The sequence below is a fragment of the Achromobacter aegrifaciens genome, from assembly GCF_902859735.1.
In the GTDB taxonomy this organism is placed as follows: domain Bacteria; phylum Pseudomonadota; class Gammaproteobacteria; order Burkholderiales; family Burkholderiaceae_B; genus Achromobacter; species Achromobacter aegrifaciens.
In genome coordinates, this window is record NZ_CADIJY010000004.1 from 471,401 (window position 1) to 491,298 (window position 19,898).

Below are 19,898 nucleotides of genomic sequence, written 5' to 3' on the forward strand. Positions count from 1 at the left end.
GATTCAGTTCCTGACAGGACCGGCGCCGGGGATCGGGTCTGGGCCGCGGCCGCGCAACAAGGCCTCGGGATTGGCTTGCAGGAAATCGGCCAGGGCGCGCAGCGAACGGGCCGCGCGGCCCAGCTCCTGCATCGCCTTTTCCGTATTGACCGGCAAGGAAGCATCGGATGCCAGCAGCGCGTTGACCTGCGCCATGGACTCCTTGGCCTGCTTGAGCATGTTCTGCGCTTCAGGCGCGACCTGCTTGTCCAGGCGGTTCATCAGCTTGGAGGTGCTGGCCAAGGTGGTGCGCAGGTCCTCGCCGATCTTGTCGAACGGAATCTTCTCGATCTTGGCGACGATGTTGCTGATCTGCTGCTGCAACTGATCCAGGTTGCCTGGCACCGTCGGGATCAGCGCCGGATCCGAGGGTTTGAATTCAACCGGCTTGGCGTTCGGGAAGTCGTCCAGCGCCACGTACAGCTGGCCGGTCAGCAGGTTGGCGGTGCGCAGCTGCGCGCGCAGGCCGTGCTTGATCATGCCGCCCAACAAGCGGTTGCCGGCAACGTCGCCGTCCTTGGTGGCGCGATCGCGCACTTCGTCGAACACGCGGCCCAGGCGTTCCGGATACAGGGTTGCATCCACCATCGAGTAGAAACGCTTGGCGACCGGATCGAAGTCCATGTTGATCTGCGTGACGTTGCCCAGCGTGATGCCGCTGAAGTCGATCGGCGCGCCCACCGTCAGGCCGCGGATCGACTGGTCAAAGCGCATGCGGATCGGGAAGGCCTCGCCGTCCGGATTGGCCTTGGCTGCGGCCTCGGTCGCGTACAGGTCAAATTGCGCGTCGGCCTGCGCCTGCTTGCCGGCATCGCGCGCGCTGATGACCGGCTCGAAGGCCACGCCGCCCACCGCCATCGACACCAGCGATTGCGTGCGCACCTTGAGGCCGTCCGCATTGACGCTGAAGTCGACGCCGCTGGCATTCCAGAAGCGCGTGCCCTGGGTCACGAACTTGTCGTTGGGCGCGTCCACGAACACCTCGACGTTCACGGCCTTGCCGGTTTCATCCAGCGCGTAGCCGATCACGCGGCCCACGTTGATGCGGCGGAAGTACACGGGAGAACCGATATCCAGGGAGCCCAGGTCGGACGCCTTGAGCTTGAAGCGCTTGCCGGCGCGGTCATGCGTGACCGCGGGCGGCACTTCCAGCCCTTCGAAATGCAGTTTGGTGGCCTTCTTGGAACTGTCCTTGCCTTCGGCCGCGTCCACGCCGATATAGGCGCCCGACAACAGCGTGCCCAGGCCGGACACGCCGCTCACGTCCAGACGCGGGCGCACCACCCAGAAGTTGGTGCCTTCGCGCGCCAGATCGGAAACATCCTTGGACAGTTCGGCCTGCACCACCACCTTGGTGCGGTCTTCGTTGAAGCCGATCGACTTCACGGTGCCGATGTTGACGTCCTTGTAGCGCAGCTGGGTCTTGCCGACTTCCAGCCCTTCTGCGGTATTGAACGAAATGGAGATGTCGGGCCCCGCCTGCATCCAGGTTCGCACGACCAGCGACAAGCCCATCAGGGCCGCCACGATGGGCACCAGCCAGATCCATGAAATCCGGCTCTTCTTCTTGCGCGAGATCGCGGGTGACGCAAACTTCTCTTCACCGGATCCGGGTGCTTGCTCGGACATCTACTCTTCCTTGTTCGTGGACGGAAGCCGCGGCGCTTCCTAGCCCATTTCCTTGCCGGCGAGAGACGCCGGCTGGCGCCCGCCTCCCACTGGCGGCGATTCTATTTCACTTTGTCCTTCCAGATCCCAACTGCGGCGCAGGTCGAAACTCATGGCCGACAACATGGTCAGGATCACTGTCAGCCCGAACGCCGCCGCACCCGCGCCGGCGCTGATTTCCATCAAGCCCTGGAAATCCGCCAACGCCGCCAGCAATATAACGACAAAAACATCCAGCATCGACCATTGGCCGATGAACTCGACCATTTGATACAGGCGCGTGCGCGGACGCAGGTTGGTGGTGCTGCGCCATTGTTCCGTCAACAGCAACAGCATGAGCGCCAGCAGCTTGGTCAACGGCACCGCCACGCTGGCAATGAAGACGATCAGCGCGATATCCCAGGAACCCATTTCCCAGAGTTCGACCACGCCGCCCAGAATGGTGTGGGCGCTGTCCCCCAGCACCGACCTGACCTGCATCACTGGTAGCACGTTGGCGGGGATGTAGAACACCACGGCCGCCAGCAACAGCGCCCAGGTGCGCGCCAGATGATCGGGCTTGCGGAAATGCACCAGGGCGTCGCAACGCACACAGTGGTGGTGCTCTTCCGGATCGGCCGCGCGGGGCAACGCCTGCACCTGGCCACAGACATGGCATCCGGTCAGAACCGTGTCCGGCGCAGCCTGGGGGATATGCACCGGCACCACACCCACGCTCTCGGCGTAGCGCCACAGCACATGCGGCGACAGCCGCCCCAGCATCGTCAACAGGATGGTCAGGATGCCGAACGCCGCCAACCCGATACCCGGAGTCACGGCGGCCATGCCCGCCAGCTTCACCACCGCCACCAGCACGCCCAGGAGGAACACCGGAACCATGCACCAGGGCCGCAGAATGCCCAACAAACGCATCGCAGTACGAAAGCCCAGGGGTTCCCGGCCGCGCGACAGCGGCCCCAACACCCACAGCAACACCGACAGCTGCAGCATCGGCAGCGCAAAGCCGGCCATGCCGGTCATGATGGCGACGACCCAATGGTCCTGGCGCCAGGTGATGGCAATAGCGTCCAGCAAGGATGCCTGCTGCACCATGCCCTGCACGGACATGGAAGCGACGGGATAGGCATTGGCCACCCCGAACACGATCAGGGCGGAAATGGCGAGCGCCAGCCAATTGGACAAAGTAAGCCCGCTGTAACGCCACAGAGTGGCGCCGCAGCGGGCGCAATTGGCGGTCTCTCCAGGTTCAAGCTGATGCCGGCGATAGATGCTCGCGCAGTGTTCGCACTCGATCAGCGGCTGGCGGTCCGCGGTCATTGAGAGCCTTAATCGACCAGTTCGACTTCCTGCTTGTCAGGCGCATCCGACGAGGGCGGCTTGCCGTTCTCGTCGAAGTCCAGCTTGACCTTGCCCTCCTCGTCCAGGTCGACCGTAACCGTGCCGCCATCGACCAGCTTGCCGAACAGCAGCTCGTCGGCCAGCGCGCGGCGGATGGTGTCCTGGATGAGACGCTGCATGGGGCGTGCGCCCATGAGCGGATCGAACCCTTCCTTGGCGAGATGCTCGCGCAGCCCCGTGGTGAAGATGGCTTCCACGCGACGCTCGTGCAGTTGGTCTTCCAGCTGCATGAGGAACTTGTCCACCACGCGCAGGATGATTTCGCGGTCCAGCGGCGCGAACGGGATGATCGCGTCCAGGCGGTTGCGGAACTCGGGCGTGAACATGCGGCGGATTTCCGCCATTTCGTCGCCCACCACGCGCGAATTCGCGAAGCCGATCGACGGACGGTTCAAGGTTTCAGCGCCCGCGTTGGTCGTCATGATGAGGATGACGTTGCGGAAGTCCGCCTTGCGGCCGTTGTTGTCGGTCAGCGTGCCGTGGTCCATGACCTGCAGCAGGATGTTGAACACATCCGGGTGCGCCTTTTCGATTTCATCGAGCAGCAGCACGCAGTGCGGCTGCTTGGTGATGGCCTCGGTCAACAGGCCGCCCTGGTCGAAACCGACGTAGCCCGGAGGCGCGCCGATCAGGCGCGACACCGCATGCCGCTCCATGTATTCGGACATGTCGAAACGCAGCAGCTCCACGCCCAGCGTGAACGCCAACTGGCGCGCGACCTCGGTCTTGCCCACGCCGGTGGGGCCGGAGAACAGGAAGGCGCCGATCGGCTTTTCCGGCTTGCCCAGGCCCGAGCGCGCCATCTTGATGGCGGCGGACAGGGCTTCGATGGCGTTGTCCTGGCCGAAGACCACGGTCTTCAGGTCGCGGTCCAGCGTCGCGAGCTTGCTGCGGTCGTCGTTGGAGACGGACTGCGGCGGGATGCGCGCGATCTTGGACACGATGTTCTCGATGTCCACCTTGCCGATCACCTTCTTTTGGCGCGAACGCGGCAACAGGCGCTGCGCGGCGCCGGCCTCGTCGATCACGTCGATGGCCTTGTCCGGCAGATGGCGGTCATTGATGAAACGCGCCGACAGTTCGGCCGCGGCCGACAGGGCGGCGGACGAGTAGCGCACGCTGTGATGCTCTTCGAAGCGGCTCTTCAGGCCGCGCAGGATCTGCACGGTCTGTTCGACGCTGGGCTCGGCCACGTCGATCTTCTGGAAGCGGCGCGACAGCGCGTGGTCTTTTTCAAAGACGCCGCGGTATTCGGTGTAGGTGGTCGCGCCGATGCACTTGAGCTGCCCGGAAGACAAGGCGGGCTTCAAGAGGTTGGACGCGTCCAGCGTGCCGCCCGAAGCCGAACCGGCGCCGATCAGCGTATGGATTTCGTCGATGAACAGGATGGCGTCGGGGTTGCCGCGGATCTGCTTGAGCACGCCCTTCAGGCGCTGCTCGAAATCGCCCCGGTACTTGGTGCCCGCCAGCAAGGCGCCCATGTCCAGCGAAAAGACCTGGGCGGCCTGCAGGATTTCGGGCACTTCGCCGCGCGTGATGCGCCAGGCCAGGCCTTCGGCGATCGCGGTCTTGCCCACGCCGGCCTCGCCGACCAGCAGCGGGTTGTTCTTGCGGCGGCGGCACAGCACCTGGATCACGCGTTCGACTTCGTGCTCGCGCCCGATGAGGGGATCGATGCGGCCCGCCAGCGCGGCGGCGTTCAGGTCGGTGGCGTACTGGTCCAGCGGCGACTGGCGCGATTCGCCCTGCTCTTCACCATTGGTCTGCTGCTCTTTCTGCACGGCGGCGGACTCCACCTGGGGCTGTTTGGTAATGCCATGCGACAGAAAATTGACGACGTCCAGCCGCGTCACGCCCTGCTGTTGCAGGTAGTACACAGCGTGCGAATCCTTTTCGCCGAAAATGGCCACGAGCACATTGGCGCCGGTAACCGGCTTCTTGCCGGTGCCTCCCGCGGATACGTGCATGATGGCGCGCTGGATCACGCGCTGGAATCCCAGCGTGGGCTGCGTGTCGACCTCGGCGCCGCTCGGGATCACCGGGGTGTTCTCCGAGACGAACTGGCGCAGATTGCGGCGCAGGTCGTCCAGGTTCGCGGCGCAGGCGCGCAGCACTTCAACGGCCGAAGCGTTGTCGAGCAACGCGAGCAGCAGATGCTCGACGGTAATAAATTCATGCCGGGCCGAACGGGCCTCGACGAAAGCCATATGCAGGCTGACTTCAAGCTCTTGAGAAATCACGCTTCCTCCGTAACGCATCGAAGCGGGCAAATACACGATTCATATTCTATGCCGATCATGGCGTAACGCCAGAGATTTCAAAAACCACTCTGTCGTGGCGGCCTTGCGCATCCATGACGGTAAGCGTATACCGGCCGTCCATGGCCAACACTAATTTAAACGGATGACCCGACGCGCCATGGCCAACCACGCGCCCGTCCAGCATCCACCATACTTCGCCTTCAGTTCCCTGCACATCCACATCCAGCGCCACTTCGCGCCCGCCCGGCACGGGCCGCAGCACCGAGCCGCTGGCCACGCCGCCCAGACGCAATGGTCCGCGCGAGGCGTCGGCGTAGCCGGCAAAGGACGGCGGCGCCGTTTCATTCAGCACCCAGGCCGCGCGCTGCTCCGGACATTCGCCGGACGGCACGCTGCCGAGCTTGTAACCCAGGGGCCAGCATGTCACCGCGGCCTGCACCGTTTCGGGCCTGACGCGGACCTGCTGAGCGCCTTCGGGCAAGGCCGCCACGATATCCTGCAGTAGCGGCGCCGCCACGTTGGCCCCGAAAAATCCGGGGTTGGGCGTCCCGTCCGGACGGCCGACCCAAACGCCCATCGTCCACCTGTCGGTCACTCCAACGGCCCAGGCGTCCCGGAATCCGAAACTCGTCCCGGTTTTCCAGGCCAGCTGCCGCGCCGGACTGCCCGACTGGTAGAACGGCCGGTCGGGATGGCCGCCGCTCTCCAGAATGTCACGGACGATCCAGGCCGCCCCAGGGCTCATCATACGGGACTCGACCCGCGGCTGCTCCGGCCGCAGCCGGGGCCGCCCTGAGACGCCGCCGCGGGCCAGGGCCCGGTAAGCGCCCACCAGTTCTTCCAATGTGGTGCCGCCCCCGCCCAAAATCAAGCTCAAATTCGGTTCCGCGCCCGCGGGCAAACGTAACCGTACCCCACCGGCCAGCATGACCGAGGCGAAACTGCTGGGCCCGACGCGGTCCAGCAGATCCACCGCCGGCACGTTGAGCGAACGCTGCAGAGCCTGGGCGACGCTGATCGGGCCGGCGAACGCGGCCTGGAAGTTGCCCGGCGCGTAGCCGCCAAACGACATCGGCGCGTCGATCAGCAGGCTTTCGGAGTGGATCAGGCCTTCGTCGAGCGCCTGCGCGTAGAGAAACGGTTTGAGCGTGGAGCCCGGCGAACGCACGCCGCGCACCATGTCCACGTGGGCCGCCCGGCTTTCGTCGGAGAAATCGGCGGAGCCGGCATAGGCCTTGACCTCCAGCGTATCGTTGTCCATCACCAACACGGCCATCGACACTTTAGGCGGCAGGCTGTCCACCCGATCCTGCAGCATGCGCTCCACCGCCGCCTGCATGTCCGCGTCCAGGGTGGACGTGACCACCGCGGGCCGCTCGCCAGGACGCCGGCCCGCCTTGCGCTGGCTGCCCGCCTCCTGCAGCAACCGCTGCGCGGCCAGGGGCGCCAGCCAGCGCGCGCGCAGCGGCGGCGCAACCACGTTCTCGATCTTGGCGTCGGCCACCTCGGCCGGGGTCCAGCGGCCCAGTTCGACCATGCGGTCCAGCACCTTGTCGCGCGCGGCCTGCGCGGCCTCGGGGTGACGATCCGGCCGCAGCCGCGATGGCGCCTGCGGCAAGGCGGTCAGCATCGCCGCTTCGGCCGGGCTCAGATCGCGGGCGGGCTTGCCCAGCCACAGGCGCGAGCCCATCTCCACGCCCTCGACGATGCCGCCCATGGGTGCGTGGGTCAGATACAGCGACAGGATCTCGTCCTTGCTGTAGTGCATTTCCAGCTGGATGGCGCGCCAGGCCTGCCGCAGCTTCGCCGACATCGAGCGCGAGGGCTTGCCGGCCAGTTCCGGATCGATCAGCCGCGCGACCTGCATGGTCAGGGTGGACCCGCCCGACACGATGCGGCGGTTGGTGGCCCACTGCCAGCCGGCGCGCGCCATCGCCACCGGGTTGACGCCCGGGTGCCAGTAGAACCAGCGGTCCTCGTAGGTCAGCAACGTTTCCAGATAGCGCTCGGACACCTGGTCGGGCTTGACCGGATAGCGCCAGATGCCGTCGCGGCTGGGATAGTTGCGCAGCGGCGTACCATCGGCGGCCACGACGACGGCGGCGCCGCCCGAATCCACGGGCGGCAAGGGATAGAGGCGGTCGAGCGTGAATAACAACGCGGCCAGCGCAAACAACGCGCTGGCCGCGAAGATTCCTCGCCGCCGCCAGCGGCGGGCGCGCGAGGCGCCCGCCACCGGGGTGGCGGCGGGGTTCAAGGACGCTTGGCGCCGCGGTCGCGGATCTCTACCGTGCTCCATTGCTCGCCTACGCCCCGGATTTCAGGCCGGTACATGTCTTCGGCCACCGTCGACGGCACCGCATAGCGGCCCGGCGTCACCACGCGCACCAGATAGAACACGTCCACCTTGCCGCGACCCAGCGACACCGCGGCCACATAGCGGTCGTCGCGGAACTCGCGGTGCTTGATGTTGGGATCGGACATGGCTTCGGCCACGCGGCGTCCGCCGATCGTCCATTCCTGCATCTCGGGGCTTTGCGACAGGTTCAGGTTTTCGACTTCAAAACCCGCCGGCACGCGGTCCACCAGCAAGCCATCCGGAATGTTCTGGTTGGCGCTGGCCTGCACCCACACCACCAGCATGTCGCCGGTCTGCAGGCTGCCGCCATCCCACGGGCGTCCGTCCGGACGGTACCAGCCGCGCTTGAGCTGGATCACGTCATTGCGCGGCGCAGGCGTGGTGGTCGGACTGCCCTGGATGTCGTATTCGACGAACAGGGACTGGTTGCCGGTGTTCAGCAACTGCACGCCGGCCAGGTCGGCCGCCGACAGCGACACGGTCTGGTCGCTGGTGCCGCCAGCGAGCGCCTTGGTGGAACCGTTGACGGTCAACGTGGCGGACCAGGGCGTGGCCTTGTCGCCGCCCATAGCGCGGGCGGCCAGCAACAGCGACATCTGTTCCTGCGTCGACAGGTACGAACGGTTGCCCAGACGGCTGGCCAGCTGCGTCAGCAGGTTGTCCAGGCGCTCATGGCGCAGCTCGTACTTGTCCGCGATCGCAAAGGCCAGCGCATAGTCGCGCACGCCGCTGCCGTAGTCGCCCAGCCATTCGTCGTAATAGCCGGAGTTGCGACGATTGTTGAGACCGTACTCGCGCGCCACGGCCTGGTCGAGCGCGCTCTTCATGCGCCCTTCGTCGCCCATGAGCTTGAACGCGGCCGCCAGCTGGATCAGCGGCAACGGCGAGCGCGCGCGCTCCTGGTAGTTGTCGTACAGCTGACGCACCGTGGACAGCGGCGCCTTCTTGTCGCGCGCCAGCGCCAATGCGGCAGTGGCCAGGCCGGCGAAGCGACGATGGTCCTCACGCAGGATGTTGGCGTCGCTGGAGTCGTAGCGACCGGATTCGACGCCGCGCTTCAGGTTGGCCGACCAGGTGCCGAACGCGCCCGAACTCTGCTGCACCTGCTCCAGCAGCCACTGGCGCGAACGGTCCAGCGATGCCTCGGGCACTTCGAAACCGTTGTCGCGGGCGTCCTGCATGAAGCCGACGGCGTAGGCCGTCAGCCACACATCGCGCGAGGACGAGCTGCTCCACAGGTTGTACGAACCGACGGCGTTGCGCATGCCCGCCAGGCGGCCGATCGCGCCGGCCACCTTGGCGTCGCGCTCGGCCTTGGTGCGCGGCTTGAGGCCGAACTGCTTGGCCGCGGCCTCATCCAGCATGACCCACGGCAGGGTCGCGCTGATGGTCTGCTCGGTGCAGCCGTAGGGATAGTTGAGCAGCCCTTCGACCAGGCGATTGACGTTGATCGGCGGACGGTTCGATACCGTCATGCTGACCGTGGTCGAGTCCGGGTAGTAGGACGCCACCCACGACGCCTGCGGCGCGTTGGCTTCGCCCGGATTCAGGCGCAGGCGGCGCACCTGGCGCTCGGCCGCGTAGGCCGGTTGCACCTGCAGCACCGATTCGCGCACGATGCGCAAGGGCTTGCCGCCGCCCTGCCCGTCGACGGTCAGGCGCATCAGGCCCAGGCCGTACGAACCGGTGGTGGTGGCGGTGAAGCGCAGCGTGGTGCGCTGCTTGTCCTTCAGAGTCACGGTCTTGACGCCGTCGACGATGGCCAGCGGGTCCAGCGCTTCCAGCTTGACCGTCACCTTCTGCTCGGCGCCGCTCAGGTTGGTCACGTCCAGCGCAATCGCGGCCTGGTCGCCCGGGGTGATGAAGCGCGGCGTGTTCAGCTCGGCCACGATGGGCGCCGCCACCACCATTTCGGTGTCGGTGCTGCCGTAGTTGTCGGGCGTGAAGGCCACGGCCATCAGGCGCAGCGTGCCGTTGAAATCAGGCAGGTCCAGCGGGATGTCCGCCTCGCCCTGCTCGTTCAGCTTGACCGGACCGGAGAACAGGTCCACCAGCTTGACCTTCTTGGGCAGGCTCTTGCTGTCGCCGCGCATGGCGGCGTCGCCGCCCCACTTCAGCTTGCCCTTCGTGCCGTCCATTTTCTCGATCAGCTTGCCGTACATGTCCAGCAATTCGGGCGCGTAGCGGTGCTTGCCGAAGAAGTAGTCCAGCGGATCGGGGGTCTTGTACTGGTTGATGTTGAGGATGCCCACGTCCACCGCCGACAGGGTCACGGTGGCCTGCTTGCCCTGGGCGCCGTCCACCTTGACGCGCACGGTCGCCTTGGTCTCTGGCACCGCCTTGGGCGGCGCCGTCAGTTTCACGTCCAGCTTGCGGTCAGCGCTGGCGATGGGCAGGAAGGTCAGGCCCAGCGCGCGCGCCGGCGTCACGCGGTCGCCTTCGCTGCCGGGACGGAACACGGCGGCGGCGATGTACAGGTCGTGGCGCTTCCAGCTCTTGTCGACCGGGATCTCGACCTGCGTGCCCGTCGCTTTCACGGCCACCCAGGTGGACCACAGCATGCGGTCGCCTTCCACGGTGATGAGCGCCTGGCCGTCATGCGGCGGCGTCAGGGTCAGCTTGACCGTGTCGCCCGGCTTGGCCGGCACGCCTTCGAGCTTCATCTGCACGCGGTCGGGACGATTGCCCATGGCGTCGGAGTCCTGCGCGTTCCAGCCCGCGTAAAAGCGGTAGCGCAGGGTCTGGCCGGTTTCGGGATCGGCGATTTCCAGGCGGTAGCGGCCCCACTTCACGGGCACGGTCAGCTGGGAGCGGTCGTTCAGCGCGATCTCGCGCGAATCCAGCAATTCCTCGGTTTCGGTGTAGCCGCTGTTCCAGCCGCGCTGGTCGTCGAAACGCCAGTAGTACTGGCGATCTTCGCGGTACAGGCGCATCTGCGCCTGCGCCAGCGGCGCAATCTTGCCCTGCGCATCCACGCGCAGCACTTCAAACCCGGCGGGCGCGCCTTCGCGGGCCACGTCGCCGTCGAATTGCGGACGCACGGCGATCAGGCGGTCGGCGGGCCAGACGCTGCGCTCGATCGAGCGCACCACCGGACGGCCGCCGGATTCCAGCAGGCTGGCCGACACCCGCACCTTCATCGGCGAACGCGTGCCGCCGGTGCGCGGATCGACCTCGAGCTGGCCACGGCCCTTGTCGTCCAGGGCCGTTTCGGGCAGCTCTTCGAAATGGCGGCGGGCATCGTCGGCAACGTCGCCGAAGATGAAGCCAGGCCATTGCTGGGGCAGCGCAAAACGGTCGCGCTTGACCTGGAAGCTGGACAGCAGGCGGTTGCCAGCGGCGGGCGCGCCGTAGAGATAGTCGCCCTGCACGTCGACAGTCAGCGTTTCCTCCGGCGACAGCACCTCCTGGTCGGAGGTCAGCGCCATCTTCATGCGTTCAGGCAGGAATTCCTCGACCTGGAACTTCCAGGACGCGTCCGGCGCGCGCGACGCGGGGTCCACGCGCAGTTCCAGCAGCCACGTGCCGGTCTGCGCATCCAGCGGCAGGTCGATGCTGCGCTCGATATAGCCGGGCAGATCCTTCTGGGGCTGCCACAGGGTGCTCAGCACCGTGCGGCCGTCGGGGCGCTTGATGGTCGCGGTCAGGGGCGACGGCGCCAGCATGCGGCCGTCCAGATCGCGCGGCAGGACCGAGACGTTGAAGGTTTCGCCGGGGCGGTACAGATTGCGGCCAGCGTAGACGAACAGGTTGTTGGGGCGGGAAACATGGCCGCCCGTGTCGAATTCAGACAGGTCCAGGGCGGGTTCGCCCAGGGCCAGCACCGTCATTTCCTTGTCGCGCGAGGCGCGGATGACGCGCGCATTGGCGAAGCTGCCGTCAAAGCGGACATGGCCCTGGCCGTCGGCCGCGGCCTTGGCCAGCGACTTGCCGGCGCCGTCCACCAGTTCGAACACGGCGCCCGAGATGGCGGTGCCGCTCTTCAGGGATACCGAATAGGCTTCGATGCGGTCGCTGTAGCGGCGCGCGTGCAGGCCGATGTCGCTGACGTAGAAATACGTCACCTGGTATTCGTAGCGGAAACGGCCGGGCTGGCTCATCACCGCGATGTAGATGCCGGGTTCCTGCAATTCCTTGATGCCTTCGACCGGCAGGAACGTGACATGGCGGCGGTTGGGCTTGTCGTCGGTGACGAAGCGGCCTTGATAGACGCTGGTCGTCAGCGAGTTCAGGCGGTCCAGGTCCCAGTTGCTGACCGAGCCCTTCAGGCTGCGGTTGTCGGAATAGCGCCAGTTGTCATCTTCGTCGCTGCTGTCTTCTTCTTCGCCAGAGCCGGTGCTGCGGCCGATGCCCAGCACGGTGTCGAACAGTTCAGGCACGCGCTCAGGCGATACGCGCAGGAACTGCACGTCCACTTCGGACACGTTCACCGTGGCCACGGGCAGGCCGCCATTCTGGCCGGCCGGCAGCACCACGCCGCGGCTGGCGAAATAGAACGACGGCGGCATGGCCTGCGTGTTCACCTCGCAATTCGACGCTTCCGCCAGCTTGATGCCGCCCGCGCCGGGCAGCCCGGCACGCACGGAGATTGCGTAGGAACGCTGCGGTTGCACGTAGGGGAAATAAACCATGCGGGGGTTGTCGCCCACCACCCAGTTGCCCTTCAGGATCTTGCCCTTGGGCGCCGAGTCGCCCGGCCGGACCGAGGCGGGCTGGTCACCGTTGCTGGCGGCCGATTCGCTGTCCTTGTCGGAGGCCGAACCCGTGTCCGTCACCTGCAGAAAGCTGTCCAGGTCGGACTTGGCATCCACCGGCTGCGTGAAGGTCACGGCCAGCGCCAGCGTATCGTTGTACTGGCGCGGCTGGCAGGAAAGCGCGGCAAACGGGTCGGCCGCGCCGACCACCGCGCTGGCGGGCAATGCCGGCTTGGCATCTCCGCCGCCCGCCGGGGCAGCAGGCTGCGACACGACGGCTGGCGCCGGATTGGCGGGCTGACGTTCCTTGCCCATCCACCAGCCCACGCCGATGGCGCCGGCCAATACAACGACCCCGGCTGTCGCCAGCCAGGCCTTGCTTATCTTTCCACTCACGGTAAATCTCCCGCTTACTCAAATGCAGACGCACCGCTCCTAAGCGGCGGAGCTGCCGACCTGATCATTCCGCGCGCTTCTCGGGTACGCGGATACTGCTTGTCAAAACAAAATAACCGGACAACACAACGCCGCCATGACAGGCGGCGCATTGATTCTGGGGTTCAGACGGGTTCCATCACGCATTGCAGGGGGTGCTGGCGCGCCCGTGCGTATTGGGCCACTTGCGCGATGCGCGTGGCGGCGAGGTCCCGGGGATAAACCCCGCATACACCACGCCCTTCGTGATGCACCTGCAACATGATCCTCGTAGCCTCTTCGTGATTCTTATTGAAGAACTTTTGCAGTACTTTCACGACGAACTCCATCGGGGTGTAGTCGTCGTTCAGCAGCAGGACCTGGTACATCGGAGGCGGCGCGGCGCGCGCCGGAGCCTTCTCGACGGCCAAATCATGCTGGGTATCCAAGGTAGAACTCATAGGGCCGCTATTCTATTTAAACGGGGGACGGCTAGCGTGTAACTTACGGAAAATTACACGTAGAAATGCGTAGTTTCCATACTTGACGCCGCAAAGAAAAGCGGCGCATTATCCACGCATTCTGGGGTTTTCAAAGCACCGAAAATCTGCCAGGAAGCCGGAGGGGGGACAGGGGTCTAGGCCGCGATGCCCTTCGTCAACATACGATTCAATGAGGCAGTCCGCATGTCTGATACGACCGCAACCGCCGTCCAAGGGGACAATCCCAAATCGACGGGCACCGTCAAATGGTTCAACGATGCAAAGGGGTTCGGCTTCATTACGCCCGACGACGGCGGTGAAGATCTGTTCGCCCATTTTTCGTCCATCCAGATGAATGGTTTTAAAACCCTGAAGGAAGGCCAGAAAGTGGCCTTCGAGATTATCCAGGGGCCCAAAGGCAAACAGGCGCTTAATATCACAGCTGCCTGAGTTACCCTTAAAGCGCAACGGTAAGGTTGCGCCATTATTCAGGCGGGGCTTTCGAGCCCCGCCTTGTTATTTTTCATTCATTGCGCCAGGTCATGCCCAAGAACGCCGTTTTAAATCCTGTCAGCCTCACGTTGTTCAAGACAGCGTTCTTCAGAAACTTCCTGCCGAAAGCCCTGGCAGCCATCGCCATGGCCCTGCCTCTGGCGGCCAGCGCACAGCAAACCGGACCGCAAGCCCCGCTGCCCACCACCCAGCTTTCGGCTGGCATCCATATTATCCGCGCAGAAGTCGCGAACACGGAAGCGACCCGCCGCGACGGCCTGATGTTCCGCAAGGAGCTGCCCGGCAACGACGGCATGCTGTTCGTCTTCGAACAGCCCGACGTGCAGTGCTTCTGGATGCGCAACACCATCCTTCCGCTCTCGATTGCCTTTATCGCCGACGATGGCACGATCGTCAACATTGAAGACATGGCGCCGCAGACCGAAGACCCGCACTGCGCCAAGAAGCCGGTGCGCTACGCGCTGGAAATGGCCCAGGGCTGGTTCGAACAGCACGGCATCAAGGCCGGCAAGAAGCTGGACGGCCTGCCCTGAGGCGAACCGCCGGCGGATATGAAAAGGGAGCCTGCAGGCTCCCTTTTCGTTCCTGCGCGCAGCAAGCCGCTGCGCGCCAGCCCGATTACACGCGTTCGATGATCAGCGCGATGCCCTGGCCCACGCCGATGCACATGGTGCACAGCGCGTAACGGCCGCCGGTGCGGTGCAACTGATTGATCGCGGTGGTGGCCAGGCGTGCGCCGCTGGCGCCCAGCGGATGGCCCAGGGCGATCGCGCCGCCGTTGGGGTTCACGCGCGGGTCGTTGTCGGCGATGCCCAACTGGCGCAGCACGGCCAGGCCCTGGGCGGCAAACGCCTCGTTCAGTTCGATGACGTCCATCTGCGCAAGCGTAAGGCCGGTCTGGGCCAGCACCTTCAGCGTGGCGGGCGCCGGGCCGATGCCCATGATGCGCGGCGCGACGCCGGCCGTGGCCATGCCGACCACGCGGGCGCGCGGGGTCAGGCCATGGCGGGCGGCGCCCTTTTCGTCGGCCAGCAGCAGCGCAGCCGCGCCGTCGTTGACGCCCGAGGCGTTGCCGGCGGTGACGGTGCCGCCTTCGCGGACCACGCCCTTCAGCTTGGCCAGCGCTTCCAGCGTGGTTTCACGCGGGTGCTCGTCCTTGCTGACGATGATCGGGTCGCCCTTTTTCTGGGCGATCGACACCGGCACGATCTCGGTGTCGAAGAAACCTTCCTTCTGCGCGCGCGCGGTCTTCTGCTGGCTGGCCAGCGCGAACAGATCCTGGTCTTCGCGGTTGATCTTGAAATCGTCGGCGACGTTCTCGGCCGTTTCGGGCATCGAGTCCACGCCGTATTGCGCCTTCATCAGCTTGTTGATGAAGCGCCAGCCGATGGTGGTGTCGTAAATCGCGGCATTGCGCGAGAACGCGCTGTCGGCCTTGCCCATGACAAAGGGCGCGCGGCTCATGCTTTCCACGCCGCCGGCCAGCATCAGGCCGGCTTCGCCAGCGCGGATGGCGCGGGCAGCGCCGCCGATGGCGTCCAGGCCCGAACCGCACAGGCGGTTGACGGTGGCGCCGGGCACTTCGATCGGCAGGCCGGCCAGCAGCGTGGCCATGCGGGCCACGTTGCGATTGTCTTCGCCCGCCTGGTTGGCGCAGCCCATGATGGCGTCGTCCAGTTCTTCCCAGCGCACGCCAGGATTGCGCGCCACCAGCGCCTTGATGGCTACGGCAGCGAGATCGTCGGGGCGCACGGAAGCCAGCGCGCCGCCGTAGCGGCCGAAGGGAGTGCGGATCGCATCACAAATAAAAGCATGCACGGTCATGGGAGGCTCGAAGTCAGTGAGAAAAAATCCGGATCGGGCGATCTTAACGCAGCGCTTTCGCGCCAAGTTGGTGCGCCTGCGGGATGTCCGCTGCACGGACAGTGTCCAATGGCTGTTCACCCCGCCTGTGCGCGCCCCGTGCACCGCGCCGGGGCGCGGGCGCGGCTTATGGACTCACGCCGGCGGCTTGGCGGCGCGTCCGGCATCGACGATGGCTTGCCGGCGGAAACGCCCCGCAGCCAGGTGGTAGAAGGGTTGCGGGCAGAATTGGCGCGACACGCCGGAAGCCAGCAGAGAGCCGACCAGCAGCCAGAACAGCATGGGCTGGCTGCCCGTCATTTCCATCACCACCACGCTGGCGGTCAGCGGCGCCTGGGTCGCGGCGGCCAGGAACGCGGCCATCGAGATCAGCACTAGCACGCGATGGTCGACGCCCTCTCCCGCCAGTTGCCAGATGTGATGGCCGATGCCGGCACCGGTGGTCAGGGCCGGCGTGAAGATGCCGCCCGGTATGCCCGCCCAATAGGAGGCGACCGTCGCGGCCAGCTTGGCCAGCCCGAAGCTCGCGGGTGCAGTGTCCTTGCCCGACAGCAGGTCCGCGGCCACGCCATATCCCGTGCCGTAGACGCTGCCGGCGGTAGCCAGCCCGATCATGGCCAGGATCAGGCCCATGATGAAGGCGGTCCAGATCGGATGGGCGCGGATCCAGGCGCGCCAGGACTGTGGCGCGCTGCCAGCAGCCCCCTTGCCGAGCAGGCGGGCGAATATGCCGCCCAATGCGCCATTGAGCGCCGCGCAGATGGCCACCCACATCACCATGCCATGCGTCAGCGGCGCGCCGCCGAACACGCCGAAATAGGGATTGTTGCCGACCACGGCCACGACCAGGAAGCCCGAGGCCAGCACGCCGATCAACACCAGCCGCTGCCAGCGCAGCACCGTGCCGCGCCCAAGCTCCTCGATGGCGAAGATGACGCCGGCCAACGGCGCGTTGAAGGCGGCCGCCAGACCGCCCGCGGCGCCGGCGGCAATCAGTTCGTTGGCGTGAAAGCCGCGCAGCTGCACGCCGCGACGTTTCCAGAAGTCGCCCCAGGCCAGCATCAAGGCCGCGCCCACCTGCACGGACGGCCCTTCGCGGCCGATCGAGGCGCCGGCCAGCATGCCGCCGAACGCAAGAGGAATTTTCCAGAGAGTCTGCCCCAGCGCCACCAGGCTGTTCTGGCTGGCGCCCGGCGGCAGCGACAAGGCGCCGATGACCTGCGGAATGCCACTGCCGGACGCATTGGGCGCGAAGCGCAAAGTCAGCCAGCGCAAGGCCGCCAGGCTCAGCGGCAGGACCAGCAAGGCCAGCCAGCCGTTGTAGGCGACCCACTCGCGGTTCCATTCCAGCGCCTTGTCGGCCAGATAGGCAAAGCCCAGCGACATCAGCGCCACCAGGCCGGCGCCCCCCAGCAACAGCCCCATCTGCACGCTCTTGCGCGACAGGCGGTTGATCTGGCGCACCTTGCGATGCGCCCATCGGCGCGGGCCGGCCAGCAGCCGGCGTAGAGGGTCGGGCAGGTTCATGGGCAGAAGCCGGCGCGGTTGAAAGTGGCTAACCTTACCACTCCCACCTGACCGCCAGCCCACAGCGCAGGATCAGAACGTCGACCAGTCGTCGTCAGAGGCCTGCGCCAGCGCGGGACGCGCCACCGGCGCGGCCGGCTTGCGCGGCGCCGCAGGCACCGCCTGCACCAAACGGACCTGGGCTTCACGGGCCGATCCGCTGCCGGCTTCGACCTTGAAGCGGCGCACTTCCTGCGCCAGGCGCGTGGCCTGTTCCTGCATGCTGGCCGCCGCCGCTGCCGCCTCTTCCACCAGCGCGGCGTTCTGCTGCGTCACGGTGTCCATCTGCGCCACGGCCTGGTTGACCTGGCCGATGCCGGCGGACTGCTCTTCCGAAGCGCTGGCGATTTCGCGCACCAGCGTGGCGACCTGGCGCACGCTGTCCACCACTTCGCGCATGGTGCGGCCAGCTTCGTCGACCTGGCGCGTGCCGCCCTCGACGCGCGTGACCGACTCGTCGATCAAGGCCTTGATCTCCTTCGCGGCCACTGCGGAGCGCTGCGCCAGCGTGCGCACCTCGCCCGCCACCACGGCGAAGCCGCGGCCCTGCTCGCCGGCGCGCGCCGCTTCCACGGCTGCGTTGAGCGCCAGGATGTTGGTCTGGAAGGCGATGCCGTCGATCACGCCCGTGATGTCGGCAATGCGGCGCGAGCTGTCGGAGATCGCGCTCATGGTCTGGACCACGCCCTCCACCACTTCGCCGCCGCGCACGGCCACGCTGGAAGCCTGGTTGACCAGCCGGTCGGCTTCGCTGGCGTTGTTGGCGTTCTGCTGCACGGTGCTGGTCAGCTGCTCCATCGACGCCGCGGTTTCCTCGAGCGACGAGGCCTGCTCCTCGGTGCGCTGCGACAGGTCTGCGTTGCCCTGCGCGATCTGCGAGGACGCCGATGCGATGCTCTCACAGCCGTCGCGCACGTCCTTGACGATGCGCGCCAGGCTTTCGTTCATGGTCTTGAGCGCGCCCATCAGGTCGCCGGTTTCGTCGCGCGTGGCGACCTGGATGTCGGTCGTCAGGTCGCCGGCCGCAACCTGGCGCGCCGCCGTCACGGCCTGTTCCAGCGGACGCACGATGCCGCGTGTCACCAGCCAGCCCAGCAACATGCCGACCGCCACGCCGATCACGGCCAGGGCGACCATGACGGCGCGCAACGTTTCATACAGATCCGTGCCGCTCTGCACGGTCTGGGCGGCGGCGTTTTCCTTGGTCTTCGCCAAGGTCGTCATGAGGTCGTCCAGCTTCTGCGACGAAGCGATCACGCGCGCCTCGATCTCGGCAACCCGCGGATCGGCCTGGGTCAGCGGCCGCGCCTGGGCGGCGGCGAAGAAGGCCGCGGACTCGCGCTTCCAGACCTGCTCGGTCTCGGTGAACTGCGCCAGCGCGCGCTTGCCTTCTTCGGAATAGAAGTTGGCCGCAGCCTTTTCACGCAGCGCGTCCATGTTGGCGACGGCGTCGTCGAACTGCTTGCGCAGGGCCTGGCGTTCCTGGTCGGTGGACGCGGCCAGGTAGCCGTTGCGGGCGCGGCCCGCATAGATCAGATTGATGTTGGCTTCCTTGACGTCCGAGATGCCGCGCAGCTCGGTGTCGTAAAGCCGGTCGTTCATTTCATTGATGCGCGCCAGGCCCCAGACCCCGAAGCCGCCAATCGCACCGCCTATCACCGCCACCAGCAAAAACGCGCCCGACAGGCGCGCGCCGATGCGCAAACCCGAAAATAACCGCAACATGCTTCCCTTCCCTGTAAGTACCACGGTTTATGGCGGGCATGCCGCGGCCGTGGACCCCGTGGTTCAGTCGCCGACCGGGGCCAACGATAGTGGCTGGCAAACCTAGGGATTACCCGGAAGAAAAGCCGGTTTGTTCTTCATTTCCCCGCAATGAATTCGACAATCGACAGGGATTTCGCAGGCTGAATTTTTTCTGAACAAAAAAGAAAACCCCACGCTTGCGCGAGGGGTTGATCAGCAGGAGCCGCGACGCTGACGCCGCGGCGGGCCTGGCTTTGCCTATCAGGCGAAGTTCTTGGCCGCGAATTCCCAGTTCACCAGCGCCCAGAAGTTTTCCAGGTACTTGGGACGGGCGTTGCGGTAGTCGATGTAGTAGGCGTGTTCCCACACATCACAGGTGAGCAGCGGCTTGTCGGCCGTGGTCAGCGGGGTGGCGGCGTTGCTGGTGTTGACGATGTCGACCGAGCCGTCGGCCTTCTTGACCAGCCAGGTCCAGCCCGAACCGAAGTTGCCGGCGGCCGACTTGTTGAAGGCTTCCTTGAAAGCGTCGAAGCTGCCCCACTTGGCGTTGATGGCGTCAGCCAGCTTGCCGGTCGGCGCACCGCCGGCCTTGGGAGCCAGGCTGTTCCAGTAGAACGTGTGGTTCCAGATCTGGGCGGCGTTGTTGAAAATGCCACCCGAGGACTTCTTGACGATGTCTTCCAGCGACAGCGTTTCGAATTCCGTGCCCGGGATCAGGTTGTTCAGGTTCGTGACGTAGGTCTGGTGATGCTTGCCGTAGTGGAACTCCAGCGTTTCCTTGGAGATGTGCGGAGCCAGCGCGTCCAGTTCGTAAGGCAGGGGGGGAAGAGTATGTGCCATGTGAGGTTCCTTCTGTTGAGTGCACGATCAAGCCGTTCAATTGTATCGGCAACTA

The 19,898-nt window shown here is 65.9% G+C and carries 12 protein-coding genes; 2 read left to right on the forward strand and 10 right to left on the reverse strand.

What is annotated here, in order from left to right; translation table 11 throughout:
* Positions 1–3: 3 nt before the first annotated feature.
* From HV766_RS15235 to clpS, 6 genes are all read right to left on the reverse strand, one after another.
* Positions 4–1,668, reverse strand: a complete 1,665-nt coding sequence (locus tag HV766_RS15235) for a PqiB family protein (RefSeq protein ID WP_054452359.1) — start codon at positions 1,666–1,668, stop codon at positions 4–6.
* A 39-nt stretch (positions 1,669–1,707) separates the two neighbouring features.
* Positions 1,708–3,024 carry a paraquat-inducible protein A gene (locus HV766_RS15240; protein ID WP_054452361.1) on the reverse strand — a complete coding sequence of 439 codons (1,317 nt, stop codon included), beginning with the start codon at positions 3,022–3,024 and terminating at the stop codon, positions 1,708–1,710.
* A gap of 8 nt (positions 3,025–3,032) precedes the next feature.
* Complete coding sequence (clpA, locus tag HV766_RS15245; protein WP_175162976.1) at positions 3,033–5,345, reverse strand: ATP-dependent Clp protease ATP-binding subunit ClpA; 2,313 nt, start codon at positions 5,343–5,345, stop codon at positions 3,033–3,035.
* Positions 5,346–5,400: 55 nt separating this feature from the next.
* On the reverse strand, positions 5,401–7,623 hold the full coding sequence (gene pbpC / locus HV766_RS15250; protein ID WP_175162975.1) for a penicillin-binding protein 1C: 2,223 nt from the start codon (positions 7,621–7,623) through the stop codon (positions 5,401–5,403).
* On the reverse strand, positions 7,620–12,815 hold the full coding sequence (locus tag HV766_RS15255) for an alpha-2-macroglobulin family protein (protein WP_370881512.1): 5,196 nt from the start codon (positions 12,813–12,815) through the stop codon (positions 7,620–7,622). Before HV766_RS15255 ends, pbpC begins: the two co-directional genes overlap by 4 nt.
* 164 nt (positions 12,816–12,979) lie before the next feature.
* A complete protein-coding gene (gene clpS / locus HV766_RS15260; RefSeq protein WP_006383989.1) occupies positions 12,980–13,294 on the reverse strand; it encodes an ATP-dependent Clp protease adapter ClpS in 315 nt (104 codons plus the stop codon).
* 225 nt (positions 13,295–13,519) lie between these two features.
* Here clpS and HV766_RS15265 point away from each other — a divergent pair, with 225 nt between their 5' ends.
* The gene (locus tag HV766_RS15265; RefSeq protein ID WP_006220277.1) at positions 13,520–13,765 is read left to right on the forward strand and encodes a cold-shock protein; all 246 of its coding nucleotides are present in this window, start codon (positions 13,520–13,522) and stop codon (positions 13,763–13,765) included.
* Positions 13,766–13,953: 188 nt separating this feature from the next.
* Positions 13,954–14,361 carry a DUF192 domain-containing protein gene (locus HV766_RS15270; RefSeq protein ID WP_119449368.1) on the forward strand — a complete coding sequence of 136 codons (408 nt, stop codon included), beginning with the start codon at positions 13,954–13,956 and terminating at the stop codon, positions 14,359–14,361.
* A gap of 85 nt (positions 14,362–14,446) precedes the next feature.
* Here the strand turns inward: HV766_RS15270 and pcaF are convergent, their stop codons facing one another.
* The 4 genes from pcaF to sodB all read right to left on the reverse strand — a co-directional run bounded on the left by pcaF (position 14,447) and on the right by sodB (position 19,843).
* Positions 14,447–15,652 (reverse strand): 3-oxoadipyl-CoA thiolase, encoded by a 1,206-nt coding sequence (gene pcaF, locus HV766_RS15275; protein ID WP_054452365.1) that lies wholly within the window; start codon positions 15,650–15,652, stop codon positions 14,447–14,449.
* A gap of 174 nt (positions 15,653–15,826) precedes the next feature.
* Positions 15,827–17,218, reverse strand: a complete 1,392-nt coding sequence (locus HV766_RS15280) for a chloride channel protein (protein WP_054452367.1) — start codon at positions 17,216–17,218, stop codon at positions 15,827–15,829.
* A 72-nt stretch (positions 17,219–17,290) separates the two neighbouring features.
* Positions 17,291–18,982 (reverse strand): methyl-accepting chemotaxis protein, encoded by a 1,692-nt coding sequence (locus HV766_RS15285; RefSeq protein WP_175162969.1) that lies wholly within the window; start codon positions 18,980–18,982, stop codon positions 17,291–17,293.
* Positions 18,983–19,264: 282 nt separating this feature from the next.
* Entirely contained in the window at positions 19,265–19,843 is a 579-nt protein-coding gene (gene sodB, locus HV766_RS15290; RefSeq protein ID WP_013394768.1) for a superoxide dismutase [Fe], read from the reverse strand.
* Between the last annotated feature and the right edge of the window lie 55 nt (positions 19,844–19,898).